Here is a 13,924-nt window from a genome sequence, read left to right on the forward strand (position 1 = left end):
CCTAGGCCGGGTTCTCTTTTTTTGTGCAGAAGCCGCGTGATCAGTTGAATTTGGAGAAATCCGGACGGCGCTTCTCGAAGAACGCCGTGAACGCTTCACGCGCTTCCGGCGCGCGCAGCATCTCGCCAAACTGCTTGCCTTCTACCGACATGCGCTCAGCGATCTGCGGCGTGGCGCCCTCCTTCATCAGGCGCTTGGTTGCGCGCAGCGAAGCGGGCGGCAGCAACGTCAGCTTGCGTGCCTGCGTACGCACGAAAGCGTCAAGCTCGCCGGCCGGCAGCACGCGGTTCACCAGGCCCAGCTCGCGCGCTTCATTCGCGTCGAACGGCTCACCGAAGAGCAGTTTGTCGGCGGCGCGGTGATAGCCGGCCAATTGCGGCAGCAGCAGACTCGACGCGGCTTCCGGGCACAGGCCCAGTTGTGCGAACGGCATCGACAGCTTGGCCGTTTCAGACGCATAGACGAGGTCGCAATGCAACAGCATGGTCGTGCCCACGCCAACAGCCGCGCCGCTCACCGACGCGATCAACGGCTTGGTGGCGGTGCTGATCGCCCGCAGGAACTGATGCACCGGAGCGCTCTCGTCCTTGGGCGGATTCTTCATGAAGTCTTCGAGATCGTTCCCGGCCGTGAACACGCTCTCGTGGCCTGCCAGCACGATCACGCGGATGGCGGGATCGGTCTCGGCGGCCACCAGGGCATCGGCCAGCGTTTGGTACATCGCGGCCGTGATGGCGTTCTTGCGGTCCAGACGGTCAAAGGTGAGCGTCAGGACGCCGTCTGCGGTCTCGGTACAAATCGACATGAAAACTCCAAAGTGAAACCTGCGCCGCTAGATTGGCACAGGGGAATCAGATAGATAACCGACGGAGAACGCGTTGGCCCCAACGTTCAACGCCACGGTCAGGCTCATCGGGGCGAGCAGCACTTCCACGCCGTGATCCTGGGCGGTCCGCATCAACGCTTGCACCGGCTCCATGCGGCGCACGGCGTCGAGCGAACCGGAATACGTGATCGCCACCACGGGCGTAGCCAAACGCTCCTCGGTGATCATGGTTTCGGTGTGCGTGAGCAGGCGGCGGATGCCCTCATCGGAGCCGCGCACCTTGGCGATGGCGTCGGTCTCGCCACGGTGCATATGAATGAGCGGGCGTACGTTGAACGCGGTGCCCATCATGTAGCGGCCCCAGGTGATGCTCTTCTCGCCCTTCTGCTTGGCGCGCGTGTACATGTACAGCAGCTCGTCTGGCACGAGATAGACGTGCGATGCGTCGCGCAGACGGTTCTCGATCACGTTCACCACATCACGCACCTCGGCGCCTTCGCGCAGCATGCGGGCGGCCTCGTGCACCATCAGCGCCTGGCCAGGTCCGATGGCACCGGTGTCCACCACCGTCAGCTCGAACAGGCCCGAGCGGCCAGCATCCTTGCGCGACTTGAAGCTCTTGGCCGTGGTGCCCACCACCGCGCCGGTAGCGTGGCTGTAGAAATGGCTGCGCGAGCTGGCAATCGTCAGCAGCAGCGCGCGGTCGTGCTGCGTGACCACGTGCTTGAGCAGATAGTCTTCGATCTCGCGCTCGAGCAGCGGAATCGACTCGGCGTAGTGGTCTTGCTTGTCGACGAGGTACTTGCGGTAGAGCTGCGGCAGCGCTGCCTCGTCGCGGCGGTCTTCCACAAACTGGTCGCCCGCACGAATGCGGAACGGCACCACGCCCAAACCCAGTTGATCGATCATCGAGCGCGGCATATCGCATGCCGCGTCGGTCAACACGATTGTGTTACCCATCGCGCCCTCCTCTTGGTGCACCGCCGGTGGCCCGGTGGTGTGTCTCCTCTTGTGCGGAGTCGTGGCTCCGCTTCTATGGCGTGCCCGGTGGCCGGGCCGCAATCGTCGGCTCGCTTGGTTCTGTATTGCTGTGCGAGCCTGCGCAATCATGCGTGGTGAGACAGGCGAAAAGCAAGCAGGGGGAAGGCCTTAAGCCTCCCCCTTGCGTGGGGTCACATGCGTTCGAAAATCCCGGCTGCGCCCATGCCGGTGCCAACGCACATCGTCACCATGCCGTACTTCAGGTTGCGACGGCGCAGGCCGTGCACGACGGTCGCCGCACGAATGGCACCGGTCGCGCCCAGCGGGTGGCCCAGCGCAATCGCGCCGCCCAGCGGGTTGATCTTGCTGGTGTCCAGGCCCAGGTCTTGAATGACCGCCAGCGACTGCGCGGCAAACGCTTCGTTCAGTTCGATCCAATCCAGCTGATCTTGCGTCAGGCCGCCCGCCTTGAGCGCTGCCGGAATCGCTTCCTTCGGGCCGATCCCCATGATCTCCGGCGGCACACCGCGCACCGCAAACGACACGAAGCGCGCCAGCGGCACCAGGTTGAACTGCTTGAGGATTTTTTCCGACACCAGAATCAGTGCGCCCGAGCCATCCGACGTTTGCGAGCTGTTGCCGGCCGTCACGCTGCCCTTGTTGGCGAACACGGCGCGCAGCTTGCCCAGACCCTCAACCGACGTGTCGGCGCGCGGGCCTTCGTCCAGCGACATGGTGCGCGTCTTGATGTCGACGGCGCCCGTGCCCAGGTTCGGAAACTTCTCGATGATCTCGATCGGCGTGATCTCGTCCTTGAACTCGCCGGTTTGCTGCGCGGCCAGAGCCTTCTGGTGCGAGGCCAGCGAGAACGCATCCTGCGCCTCACGCGAGATCTTCCATTGCTGGGCGACCTTCTCGGCGGTCAAGCCCATGCCGTAGGCAATGCCGACGTTCTCGTCGCGCGTAAAAATCTCCGGCGACATCGACGGCGAGTTGCCCATCATCGGCACCATGCTCATCGACTCGACACCGGCGGCGATCATCACGTCGGATTCGCCCACGCGGATGCGGTCAGCAGCCATCGCCACCGCCGTCAAACCCGAAGCGCAGAAACGGTTGACGGTCACGCCACCCACGCTATTGGGCAGGCCGGCCAGCAGCGCGCCGATACGCGCCACGTTCAGGCCTTGCTGCGCTTCAGGAATCGCGCAGCCGACGATGGCGTCTTCAATGAGTGCCGGGTCCAGGTTCGGCACCTGAGCAACGGCGCTCTTAAGGATGGTCGCCAGCAGATCGTCCGGGCGCAGGTTTTTGAGCGCGCCCTTGGGCGCCTTGCCGATCGGGGAACGCGTCGCGGCGACGATGTAGGCGTCTTGCAGTTGTTTGGTCATGATGAACTCCAGTTCTGTCGTCGCAGCAAATTAGTTACGCACCGGCTTGCCCGTTTGGAGCATGCCCATGATGCGTTCCTGCGTCTTGGCGCTGCCCAGCAGATCGACGAACGCCTTGCGCTCCAGCGCCAGCAGCCATTCTTCGTCCACCAGCGCGCCGGCTTCTACGTCGCCGCCGCACACAGCCTCGGCAATGCGCGAGGCGATCGTGAAGTCGTGCTGCGAGATAAAGCCGCCGTCACGCATGTTCACCAGCGACGCCTTGATGGTTGCGATGCCCGAACGGCCTGCCACCGGAATACCCACCGGACGCAGCGGCGCGCGGTAGCCCGAGTCGGCCAGCGCACGCACTTCGTTGCGCGCCACATGCAGCAGCTCGTGCACGTTGAAGACGATGGTGTCGGTCGGTTGCAAGTAACCGATCTTCTGCGCGTCCAGCGCCGAAGACGACACCTTGGCCATGGCCGCCGCCTGGAAGCGGTTGGTCAGGAATTGCAGGATGTTGGTGCTGCCTGCAGCCTGTGCCGCCTTGGCTGCTGCCAGTGCCGCTTCCTTCAGGCCGCCGCCGGCCGGCACCAGGCCCACGCCCACTTCCACCAGACCGATATACGTTTCCAGCGCAGCCACACGCTTGGCCGAGTGCAGCAGCAGTTCACAGCCGCCACCCAGCGCAATGCCCGACGCAGCGGACACGACCGGCACGCCGGCGTACTTCACGCGCATCATGCCGTCCTGGAACTTCTTGACGAACGGCTCGATGCCCTTGGCGCCACCCATCATGAAAGCCGGCATGGCTTCTTCCAGGTTCGCACCTGCGGAGAACGGACCACCCGGCGCACCCAGCTTGAGCGACGTCGGCTGCCACACTACCAGGCCCTTGTAACCGGCTTCGGCCAGGTCGATGGCACGCGTGATGCCGTCGATAACGCTCGGGCCGATCGTGTTCATCTTGCTCTTGAACGAGACGATCAGCACATCGTCCTGACCAGCCGCATCGTCCACCCAGATGCGCACGGCATCGGTTTCTTCGATGGTCTTGCCGTAGGTGAGCGGGTTGACCGTAGTCGCGCCCTTGATCGGCGCGCGGAACACCTGGCGGCCGTACACCGGCAGGGTGCTGCGCGACAGGAAAGTGCCTTCGGTTGCCGATTTTGCCGACCACGAACCTTGCGCCGAATGCACACCGCCGTTGTCCGCCACCGGGCCCGAAAACACCCACTGCGGCAGCGCTGCGTTCGACAGCGCCTTACCGGCTTCAATGTCTTCCTTCACCCACTCGGCCACCTGCTTCCAGCCGGCCTCTTGCCAGTCTTCGAACGGGCCGCTGTTCCAGCCGAAGCCCCAACGGATCGCCAGATCGACTTCCGCAGCCGAATCCGCAATCTGCTCCAGGTACACAGCGATGTAGTGGAACACGTCGCGGAACACCGCCCACAGGAACTGCGCCTGCGGATTCGTCGATTCACGCAGCAGCTTCAGACGCTCGGCCGGCTCTTTCTTCAGGATGCGTACGACCAGCTCGTCAGCTTTCTTGCCGCTCGGGCCGTACTGGCCGCTCTGCGGGTCCAGCACCTTGATGTCCTTGCCTTCTTTCTTGTAGAAGCCGGCACCGCTCTTCTGGCCCAGGGCACCTGCTTCCACCAGCTTGGCCAGCACGGGCGGCGTGGCGTAGACCGGCGCGAACGGATCATCCTTCAGGTTGTCCTGCATCGTCTTGATGACGTGCGCCATCGTGTCCAGGCCCACCACGTCCGCCGTGCGGAACGTCGCCGACTTGGCGCGACCCAGCTTCGAGCCGGTCAGGTCATCCACCACATCAAACGGAATACCGTACTTGGCCGATTCCGCAAACACCGCCAGGATCGAGAAAATGCCGACGCGATTGGCGATGAAGTTTGGCGTGTCCTTCGCGCGCACCACGCCCTTGCCGAGCGCGGAGGTGAGGAACGTTTCCAGCTTGTCGAGGATGTCACCACGCGTGTGTGCCGTCGGAATCAACTCGACCAGATGCATGTAGCGCGGCGGGTTGAAGAAATGCACGCCGCAGAAGCGCGACTTCAGCTCGGCGTCAAAACCATCCGACAGTTCGGTGATCGACAAGCCCGACGTGTTCGACGCGAAGATCGCGTGCGGTGCGATGTGCGGCGCGACCTTCTTGTACAGGTCGTGCTTCCAGTCCATGCGCTCGGCAATCGCTTCGATCACGAGGTCGCAATCGCGCAGCTTTTCGATGTCGTCTTCGTAGTTGGCGGCCTGGATCAGGTTGGCATCGTCTTTGATGCCCAGCGGCGCCGGCGACAGCTTCTTCAGATTCTCAATGGCCTTGAGCGCGATGCCGCTCTTCGCAGGAGAGGAAGCGGACGGGGCCCCTGCCCCGTCCTTGTCCTTGGCCGGAAGGTCGAACAGCGTGACGGGAACCTTGGCGTTGACGAGGTGCGCGGCAATCTGCGCGCCCATCACGCCGGCGCCCAGGACGGCCACGCGTCGGACGAGGAAGTTGGAGCGCTGGCCGGCCTGCAGCTGCGCGCTGGTGGAGAGTTCAGTGCGGGTCATGGTGTCCTCGCGGGAGGTGAGGAAGAGACGATTGGGGCGACGGTCTGTGCGCGTCGCCCCGGGGGATTGCGCCTGATTAGAACAGGTCGGCTTCGAGTGCCATCAGCGTCGCGCCGCCGGCACGTGCCATGCGAATCTGCGAAGCCGTCTCAGGCAACAGCTTGGCAAAGTAGAAGCGTGCGGTCGCCAGCTTGACCTTGTAGAACGTGTCGCCGCTGTCTTGCTTTTCCAGGGCGATCTTGGCCATGCGAGCCCAGAAATACGAGAACACCAGATGGCCGACCACACGCAGGTACGGCACAGCAGCCGCGCCCACTTCGTCCGGGTTCGCCATGGCCTTCATGCCGATTTCCATGGTCAGCTTCTGGACCTTGTCACCGATGTCGGCCAGTGGGTTGACGAACTCCTGCATGGCTTCGTTGGTGCCTTCGGCTTCCACGAAGTCCTGCACCAGCTTGCCGAACTTCTTCATCTTGGCGCCCATGTCGCCCAGAATTTTGCGGCCCAGCAGATCCAGCGACTGCACGGTGTTCGTGCCTTCGTAGATCATGTTGATGCGGGCGTCGCGCACGTACTGCTCCATGCCCCATTCGGCAATGTAGCCGTGGCCGCCGAAGACCTGCATGCCTTCGTTGGTGGAGATGAATGCGTTGTCGCTCAGGAAAGCCTTGGCGATCGGGGTGAGCAGCGCAACCAGATCAGCGGCATCCTTGCGTGCGGCTTCGTCCGAATGCGACAGCTCGCGGTCGATCTGCAGCGCGATCCAGTACGAGAATGCGCGGCCGCCTTCGGCAAAGGCGCGCTGCGTCAGCAGCATGCGGCGCACGTCCGGGTGCACGATGATCGGGTCGGCCGGCTTGTCCGGTGCCTTCGGGCCCGACAGGCTGCGCATCTGCAGACGTTCCTTGGCGTAGGCGGCCGAGTTTTGGTACGCGACTTCGGTCAGGCCCAGGCTCTGCATGCCAACGCCCAGGCGGGCGGCGTTCATCATCACGAACATGGCGTTCAGGCCCTTGTTCGGCTCGCCAACCATCCAGCCGCGTGCGCCGTCCAGGTTGATCACGCAGGTCGCGTTGCCGTGAATGCCCATCTTGTGCTCGATGGAGCCGCACTTCACCGTGTTGCGCTCGCCCGGGTTGCCGTTGGCATCGGGGATGAACTTCGGCACCACAAACAGCGAGATACCCTTCGTGCCGCCGGGTGCATCCGGCAGGCGGGCCAGCACCAGGTGGATGATGTTTTCAGACAGGTCATGCTCGCCTGCCGAGATGAAAATCTTCGTGCCGGTGATGGCGTACGAGCCATCGGCCAGCGGTTCGGCCTTGGTACGCAGGATGCCGAGGTCGGTGCCGCAGTGCGGCTCGGTCAGGCACATCGTGCCAGTCCACACGCCCGAGACCAGCTTGGGCAGGTAACGCTGCTTGAGTTCATCGGTGCCGTGCGCGTGCAAGGCTTCATACGCGCCGTGCGACAGGCCCGGGTACATCGTCCACGCCTGGTTGGCCGAGTTCAGCATCTCGTACAACGCGTTGTTGATCAGGATGGGCAGGCCCTGGCCACCATATTCCGGATCGCAGCCCAGTGCGGGCCAGCCAGCCTCGACATACTGTTGATACGCTTCCTTGAAGCCCTTGGGTGCGGTCACCACGCCGTCGCCATGGTACGTGCAGCCTTCGCGATCGCCGGATTGGTTGATCGGGAAGATGACTTCCGAGCAGAACTTGCCGGCTTCCTCGATCACCTGATTGATGGTGTCGGCATCGATCTCCGCGTGCTGCGGCATCTCCTTCAGGTGGTTCTCGACGCCGAGAAGCTCATGGAGGACAAACTGCATGTCGCGCAACGGTGCGGTGTATTGACCCATCTTGGGCTCCTTAGGTGTTGCTGCGCGGCCTGCTAGGTGTGCTGCCGCGTCAGGTACGGTAAGACTGAATGAGTTTGTTAAGCGCCACCATGGCCAGCTCGGCGCTATTCGGCAACCGCAGGAAACGCGCATCGTGATGCAGACCCAGCTCCAGGCTGTACATCTCGAAGAGCATCAACTGCGGGTCCGCTTCTGCACGCAGATGGCCTTCTTCCTTTGCCTGTGCGATCGCGCGGGCCAATGCTGCACGCCAGATCGTCACGCTCTTGACGAGTTCGTCGCGCACCGGGCTTTCGGCACGATCGTCGTACTCCACCGCGCCGCTGATATAGATGCAGCCCGTGGTCACTTCCTGAATGCGGCGTTCCATCCAGCGCCGCACCATGCTCCACAGGCGCGGCAGACCGCGCGGTTCCGTCAAGCTCGGGTAGAAGACTTCCTGCTCGAACCGTTTGTGATACTCGCGAACCACTTCCACTTGCAGATCCTCGCGTGAACCGAAGTGCGCGAACACCCCGCTCTTGCTCATCTGCATGCGCTCCGCGAGCACACCGATCGTCAATCCTTCCAATCCGTCGCGCGAGGCCAGTTCCAGCGCGGCATCGAGAATCGCTGCACGCGTCAGCTCGCCTTTGCGCATCGGCGTGGCTGCTGCGTGCGTCGCTGCATGAGTCGATTCAAGACGAGCGGTCGGGTGACGCATGATGTTTCTCTCCGTTCTTTTCTGGGGCGTGACACGCGAAAAACTGGCTTCTTGCAGGGCGCCTTTCGCGTGCCGGGCAGGACTGTAAACCAGCCTGCGCAAACACTCTAGCCCAAAATCGAACGGTCGTTCAATTATTTACAGGGCCCTGTATAGCGGCAAGTGTTTTATTAGAAAGGCGCATCTAAATGAAAGCACCGGAAAGGCGACTTTCGCGCTGCAGCGTGAATCCCGCAAACCCTTTAATCAAAAGACTTTGCTGGGTGTGCGCTGCACCCATGAAACGCGTGCAGCGCAGCATGCTCGACGGGTTTTCTAGTGCTACCCATCAGTAAATAAACAGGCCGAAAATCAGACCGGCGTGATGCCTGCACACATGGGGCCGCGGCGGAAGATGCGCACGTCCATTTCACGCAGGTCGGCTGCCACGGCGACTTCTGCGGCGCATTGGTCGAGCACGTCACGCTGCAGGTCGATGCCGGGTGCGATTTCGGTGAGCGTAAGGCGCCGGCCACCCCGCCCGTCCTCACGCATTTCGAAGACGGCGCGCTCGGTCACATAGCGCACCGGAATGCCAGAGCGCGCCGCGTACTCGCCGTTGAAGGTGAGGTGCGACACGGCGGGCACGATCTTCTTGAGCCGCCCTTCCCGCACGATGCGCAGCTTGCCGTCTTCCGCCTCGACCTGCAGGCCGCCGGCGGTGAGCGTGCCCATGAACACCACCGAGCGTGCGCTCTGCGTGATGTTGATAAAGCCGCCGACACCCGCGACTACGGTATCGCCGCCCTCGCCGAACAGGCTCACGTTGACGTTGCCGGCGCCATCCAATTCAGCGAGACCGAGGATGGCGAGGTCGATGCCGCCGCCTTCGTAGAAGTCGAACTGCGCGGGTTGGTCGACCACGGCTTCGGGATACGCCGATGCGCCAAAACTCAAGCCATCTGCTGGCGTGCCACCGATAGGACCGGCTTCCACGGTGAGCGTGAAGCCACGCGCGCCCTCCTGTTCGGCCAAGGCACCGACAGCGGCCGGCATGCCGACGCCCAGGTTCACCACGCGCGGCTGCTGCGCCATCAGTTCCAACACGGCGCGGCGCTGCACCAGCGTCCGAGCATCAAGGGCACCGTGCAGGCTGGTTTCCAATGCTTCACCGGCTTCGATGGCGTCTTCCTTGAGTTGAGTCGCCTCGCCTTGCCAGGGGCGGATGTACGTCGGATTGAACGCCTCGCCAAAGGTCATCTGGTGTTCGGCTTCGTCATCAGCAACAACCACATAATCGACGAGGATGCCTGGCACGTGAATCGCCTGGAGGTTGTCATGCCGATCAACCAGCCGACGCACCTGCGCGATGACGATGCCGCCGGAGTTGCGCGCAGCCTGCGCCATGGCCAGCAGTTCGTGATGGAAGGCTTCTTCGTGTGTGCTGATGTTGCCGCGCGGGTCGGCCGCCGTGCCGCGCAGGAAGACGCAGTGCAGCGGGAAGCTGGGGTAGAACAGGTAGTCTTCGCCGCGAAAGCGTTCGTACTCGACCCACGAGGCTGAGCCCGCCGAACGTGCCGCCTTGGCGCGCGCATTTATGGCGGCGCCCTGGTAACGCGCATCAAGCTCCGTGCGTGGATCGACAAAAGTGTGCAGACCCATTTTGGTCAGCACGCCAGGCTTGCCGCCCGCGATAGCGCGATACAGATGCGTGAGCACGCCCTGCGGCACGTTGAACGCATCGCATTGCTCAGCGAGTGCCATGTCTGCCAGCCGCGTGGCGGAACGCCAATGGCCGCCGACCACACAGCGCGTCATGCCAGGATTGCCGAAATGGTTGACGCCGCGCGTGGCACGATCGCCCTGCCCGGCGGAGTAGACCAGCGTGAGATCGCGCGGCTCGCCGGTGGTCAGAAAGCGGCGTTCCAGCGCATGCGTGACGGCCTCTGCATGGCCCGCGCCGACAAACCCGGCGCACGCGACTGTCCAACCTGGCTGCACCAACCGCGCCGCTTCATCGGCTGTGATGACTTGCATGTCTCCTCCGTCTTGTTGTGTTTTTTAGATACCTGTACCGCTAATACTGTGCTGCGCGCCCGCTGATGACCACGCCCAGGCGCACGAGCCGGTAGGCGCACCAATCCGCCAATCGCCACCACCAGCGGCGTGCGGCGTGCGCATCGGCCAAGATGCGGCGCGCGTGATGTGCGATGGCCTCTTCCAGCGCGCTGCGCAATTCGCTGGCGACGGTGGCATCCCAGGCGACCACATTGGCCTCGCGTGCGAGCAACAGGCTGAACGGGTCGATATTGCTGGAGCCGACCGTGGCCCAGCGGTCATCCGCCACCGCCACCTTGGCGTGCAGGAAGCTGGCGGTGTATTCGTAGATTTCGACGCCATCGCGTAGCAGCAAGTGATACAGCGAGCGCGTCGCGTAATGCTGCAATCGGTATTCAACCTGCCCCTGCAGCAACAAGCGAACACGCACACCGCGCCGCCGGCATGCGGCCAGGGCGCGCATGAAGCGCACGCCCGGCAGGAAGTACGCGTTGGCGATGATCACCTCGTGCCGGGCCGCACCCAGCGCGCGCAGATACTCGCGCTCGATCGCGCGCCGGTTGCGCACGTTGTCGCGCAGTACCAGCGAAGCCAACACGGTGCCCGGTGCACGATCGCTTTCTCGCCCGGATGCTCCGCGATGGCGTGGCCGCGGCGTATCAGTCATCACCGGAAACTCGGCGGCAACGCCCGTCACGCCCATCTCGCGCACGCCCGCACGCACGCCCATCTGCCACCAGAGCCGGTCGACCGTCAGCGCAATCTGCGCGACCAGCGGCCCTCTCACCCGCACGGCAAAGTCGTAGCGCGGCCCCAGCGCGGCGTCGTGGAATGGCGCGTGGTTCAGGTCATCAATGATATTGATGCCGCCCACAAACGCCACGTCGTCATCGATGACAGCGATCTTGCGATGCAACCGCCGCAGGTACCGCCGTTGCAGGCGGAAGCCGCGCACGGGCCGATAGATGCGCAAGGTCACGCCCACCGCTTCCAGCTTGGCGGCGATACCGGCAGGCAGCAAGCCGGTGCCGAAGCCGTCGATGGTCAGGCGGACGTCTACGCCGCGGCGTGCGGCGCGCGCGAGCGCTTCGGTCACGCTGTGCGCGGCAGCGTCGTCGGTGTAGATGTAGGTTTCGAGCGCGACGCGGCGTTGCGCGGCGTCGATGGATTCGATCAATGCGGGGAAAAACTCGGCGCCGCCGCACAGCAGATCGACGTCATTGCCCGGCAGGGGCTTGCCCCGCCGCCACTCGGAGCGCAGCGGACCCGCATCGCGTACGACCCTCATGGGCGCGCCAGTTCAGCCAGCAGGGGCACGTGGTCGGAGCGCTGCGCCCACTCACGTCCGGTCAGCGCGTGCGCGCGTTCGATGTCGAAGCCGCGCACGTAGATGCGGTCCAGCCTCAGCCAAGGCATGTGGCTCGGAAACGTGCGCACCGGGCGAGCATTGGCGGCCTTGTCGGCCACCTCCGTAGCGGCCAGGGCCTGGCAGATCATGCGATCGAGCCGATTGTTCCAATCGTTGAAATCGCCCGCCACCACGAGCGGCGCGTCCTTTGGCACCACGGAGCACACGCGGTCGATGAGCGCCTCGGCCTGGCGCTGCCGGCTGCGCGCAAACAGGCCGAAATGTGCGCACAGCAAATGCACCTCGCCAAAGCCGAGATCAGTCACGGCGTGCAACAAGCCGCGCTGCTCGAAACGGTGGTCGGAGATGTCGAGGTTTTCCGACAGCAGGATCGGAAAGCGCGACAGGATGGCGTTGCCATGATGTCCATGCTCGTACACGGCGTTGCGGCCGTAGACGGTGTGCGGATAGACGTCGGTCGCCAGATAACGCAGTTGCGTGTAGTTCGGATCGAACAGCTCGGCGGCAACCAGCCGGTCGTTACGGTCCTGCACTTCCTGCAGGAAGACGATGTCGGCATCCATGGTGTGCAAGCCCTGCCGCACGTCATGCACGCGCACGCGCCGCGCAATACCCGTCACGCCCTTATGGATGTTGTAGGTGGCGACGCGCAAACGCAGCATGTCAGACCTGGTCCTTTGTCAGTGCCGCTTGACGCGCGTTGTAGGCGGCCATGCGTTCGGGCAACTGCAGGATGGCCTCGGCGTTGCTGCGCGAGAAGCAGCGCGCGGCGGCCTCTTCATAGGGCAGCCATTCGGCCTGCACATGCTCACGCGGCGACATCCGCACCGGCACCTTGCTGCTCACCAGCAGGCCAAACCAATGCTCGGTGTTGCGCGTAATGCCCGGCGCGTAGCGGTGCCGCCAGCGCGGGTAGATTTCGTATTCGATGTGATGGCCCCAGTCAATCAGATGATGCTGGGCCGAGTCGATGCCGGTTTCTTCCAGCACCTCGCGGTGCGCGGTGTCGGCCAAGGGCTCGTCGAGCGCATCGCAACTGCCCGTCACGGATTGCCAGAACCCCGGATGATCTGCCCGCTCCATCACCAACACGTGCAAGTCTGGCGTGTGAATGACGACGAGAACGGAGACGGGAATCTTGTGCGGCATGGGTGCGGGTTGCTGCGTGCTTCGATGGGCAGCGCCAGCGCGCTGCAAAGCAATAGCTTACCGCAGCCAGAAGCGTGCCATCGTGACGTTCAGCATGCTGCCATGCCGTGGCAGCAATCAAGCAGCGCGTAGCGGTCCCTGCCCGGTACGGGTGCGGACGAGCCACAGTGCCGTTTCGTCCGTGGCGGTCTCGTGGCCAAGCTCACGGCGCGCCACGGCCAGCACCGGATCGAGCATCGCAGCATAATCGTCGGCCGCGCGCTGCGATTGCGCCCACAGCGCTTCCGTGCGCTCGCCGAGTTGCTGACGCAGCGCAGCGAGCTGCGTGGTCAACTCGCGTTCGCGATTGCCCAGCGTGTTGAATTTCTGAATGAGGAAGCGCTGCACATCGGTCTGCTCCGATTGCGCGTTGGCCTGGTCAAAGCGTTCAACAATGGCCGAGGTTTCGCGCTCAATGCGATGCAGTTCGCTGGTGCCCTCGCGTTCGGCAGTTTCAAGCGCCTGCAGGGCGCGGCGTTCGGCCTGCAAGACGCGCGCATGGTCGGCAAAGCGATGCTCGGCCGCCAAGTGAGCCTCGGCCAGCACGCGCGGTGTGTCGTACACGAGCGGATGCACGAGCATGCCCGGTGCGGCAGGTGGCAACGCTGTCTCGGGCAAACGCAGGTTGGCGACGGCATGCAACCAGTGCATGCGCTGCGCCGATAGGTGACCCAGCGCACGCATCGCCTTGGCCAAACCAGACGGTGATGCCGATGGGGTTGCGGCCGAATGTGCGCTCTGCGCCGCCGCGGCAATCTCGGGCACGCAAGCCGCAACGGTTGTGGCCACAGCCTCGGTCATGGCCATGGCCGCGCGGCGGGTGGCGCGGCGAATCTCAATCCAGGCCAAGGTCATCACCATCAGCGCGGCGATCAGCCAAGTCAGCAGGAACTCGGCATGTGCGACGACCCAAGTGCGCGCAAAGTCGATGTAGTCCATCTAAACCATCCTCCTTCGTTGTCACCCAACGTGACAGAAACGAAAGATTCGGTTTAGCACGCAATGTTCCCGA

11 protein-coding genes are annotated in these 13,924 nt (G+C 63.8%); all 11 read right to left on the reverse strand.

Features of this window, described 5'->3' with window-relative positions; translation table 11 throughout:
- Positions 1–40: 40 nt before the first annotated feature.
- On the reverse strand, positions 41–805 hold the full coding sequence (locus PSUB009319_RS13470) for an enoyl-CoA hydratase (RefSeq protein WP_124382732.1): 765 nt from the start codon (positions 803–805) through the stop codon (positions 41–43).
- A gap of 27 nt (positions 806–832) precedes the next feature.
- On the reverse strand, positions 833–1,786 hold the full coding sequence (locus tag PSUB009319_RS13475; RefSeq protein WP_124382733.1) for a DegV family protein: 954 nt from the start codon (positions 1,784–1,786) through the stop codon (positions 833–835).
- 212 nt (positions 1,787–1,998) lie between these two features.
- Complete coding sequence (locus PSUB009319_RS13480) at positions 1,999–3,198, reverse strand: acetyl-CoA C-acyltransferase (RefSeq protein WP_124382734.1); 1,200 nt, start codon at positions 3,196–3,198, stop codon at positions 1,999–2,001.
- 30 nt (positions 3,199–3,228) lie between these two features.
- Positions 3,229–5,751 (reverse strand): 3-hydroxyacyl-CoA dehydrogenase/enoyl-CoA hydratase family protein, encoded by a 2,523-nt coding sequence (locus PSUB009319_RS13485; protein ID WP_124382735.1) that lies wholly within the window; start codon positions 5,749–5,751, stop codon positions 3,229–3,231.
- Between the two features lie 76 nt (positions 5,752–5,827).
- Positions 5,828–7,615 (reverse strand): acyl-CoA dehydrogenase C-terminal domain-containing protein, encoded by a 1,788-nt coding sequence (locus PSUB009319_RS13490; protein ID WP_124382736.1) that lies wholly within the window; start codon positions 7,613–7,615, stop codon positions 5,828–5,830.
- 49 nt (positions 7,616–7,664) lie between these two features.
- Complete coding sequence (locus tag PSUB009319_RS13495) at positions 7,665–8,255, reverse strand: TetR/AcrR family transcriptional regulator (RefSeq protein ID WP_021196492.1); 591 nt, start codon at positions 8,253–8,255, stop codon at positions 7,665–7,667.
- 414 nt (positions 8,256–8,669) lie between these two features.
- Positions 8,670–10,334: an acyl CoA:acetate/3-ketoacid CoA transferase gene (locus tag PSUB009319_RS13500; protein WP_124382737.1), complete on the reverse strand. Its 1,665-nt coding sequence runs from the start codon at positions 10,332–10,334 to the stop codon at positions 8,670–8,672.
- A gap of 40 nt (positions 10,335–10,374) precedes the next feature.
- Positions 10,375–11,643, reverse strand: a complete 1,269-nt coding sequence (clsB, locus tag PSUB009319_RS13505) for a cardiolipin synthase ClsB (protein ID WP_124382738.1) — start codon at positions 11,641–11,643, stop codon at positions 10,375–10,377.
- Positions 11,640–12,386 (reverse strand): endonuclease/exonuclease/phosphatase family protein, encoded by a 747-nt coding sequence (locus tag PSUB009319_RS13510; RefSeq protein ID WP_124382739.1) that lies wholly within the window; start codon positions 12,384–12,386, stop codon positions 11,640–11,642. Before PSUB009319_RS13510 ends, clsB begins: the two co-directional genes overlap by 4 nt.
- Position 12,387: 1 nt before the next feature.
- On the reverse strand, positions 12,388–12,873 hold the full coding sequence (nudB, locus tag PSUB009319_RS13515; protein ID WP_124382740.1) for a dihydroneopterin triphosphate diphosphatase: 486 nt from the start codon (positions 12,871–12,873) through the stop codon (positions 12,388–12,390).
- Between the two features lie 117 nt (positions 12,874–12,990).
- Positions 12,991–13,851, reverse strand: a complete 861-nt coding sequence (locus PSUB009319_RS13520) for a hypothetical protein (RefSeq protein WP_124382741.1) — start codon at positions 13,849–13,851, stop codon at positions 12,991–12,993.
- Positions 13,852–13,924: the final 73 nt, after the last annotated feature.

Origin of the sequence: Ralstonia sp. SET104, assembly GCF_003851545.1 — a bacterium.
Classification (GTDB): Bacteria; Pseudomonadota; Gammaproteobacteria; order Burkholderiales; family Burkholderiaceae; genus Ralstonia.

Bases quoted from the DNA above. Each gene is read 5' to 3' on its own strand.
- PSUB009319_RS13470 (WP_124382732.1), bottom strand. From the start codon at position 805: ATGTCGATTTGTACCGAGACCGCAGACGGCGTCCTGACGCTCACCTTT.
- PSUB009319_RS13475 (WP_124382733.1), bottom strand. From the start codon at position 1,786: ATGGGTAACACAATCGTGTTGACCGACGCGGCATGCGATATGCCGCGC.
- PSUB009319_RS13480 (WP_124382734.1), bottom strand. From the start codon at position 3,198: ATGACCAAACAACTGCAAGACGCCTACATCGTCGCCGCGACGCGTTCC.
- PSUB009319_RS13485 (WP_124382735.1), bottom strand. From the start codon at position 5,751: ATGACCCGCACTGAACTCTCCACCAGCGCGCAGCTGCAGGCCGGCCAG.
- PSUB009319_RS13490 (WP_124382736.1), bottom strand. From the start codon at position 7,615: ATGGGTCAATACACCGCACCGTTGCGCGACATGCAGTTTGTCCTCCAT.
- PSUB009319_RS13495 (WP_021196492.1), bottom strand. From the start codon at position 8,255: ATGCGCAAAGGCGAGCTGACGCGTGCAGCGATTCTCGATGCCGCGCTG.
- PSUB009319_RS13500 (WP_124382737.1), bottom strand. From the start codon at position 10,334: ATGCAAGTCATCACAGCCGATGAAGCGGCGCGGTTGGTGCAGCCAGGT.
- clsB (WP_124382738.1), bottom strand. From the start codon at position 11,643: ATGAGGGTCGTACGCGATGCGGGTCCGCTGCGCTCCGAGTGGCGGCGG.
- PSUB009319_RS13510 (WP_124382739.1), bottom strand. From the start codon at position 12,386: ATGCTGCGTTTGCGCGTCGCCACCTACAACATCCATAAGGGCGTGACG.
- nudB (WP_124382740.1), bottom strand. From the start codon at position 12,873: ATGCCGCACAAGATTCCCGTCTCCGTTCTCGTCGTCATTCACACGCCA.
- PSUB009319_RS13520 (WP_124382741.1), bottom strand. From the start codon at position 13,851: ATGGACTACATCGACTTTGCGCGCACTTGGGTCGTCGCACATGCCGAG.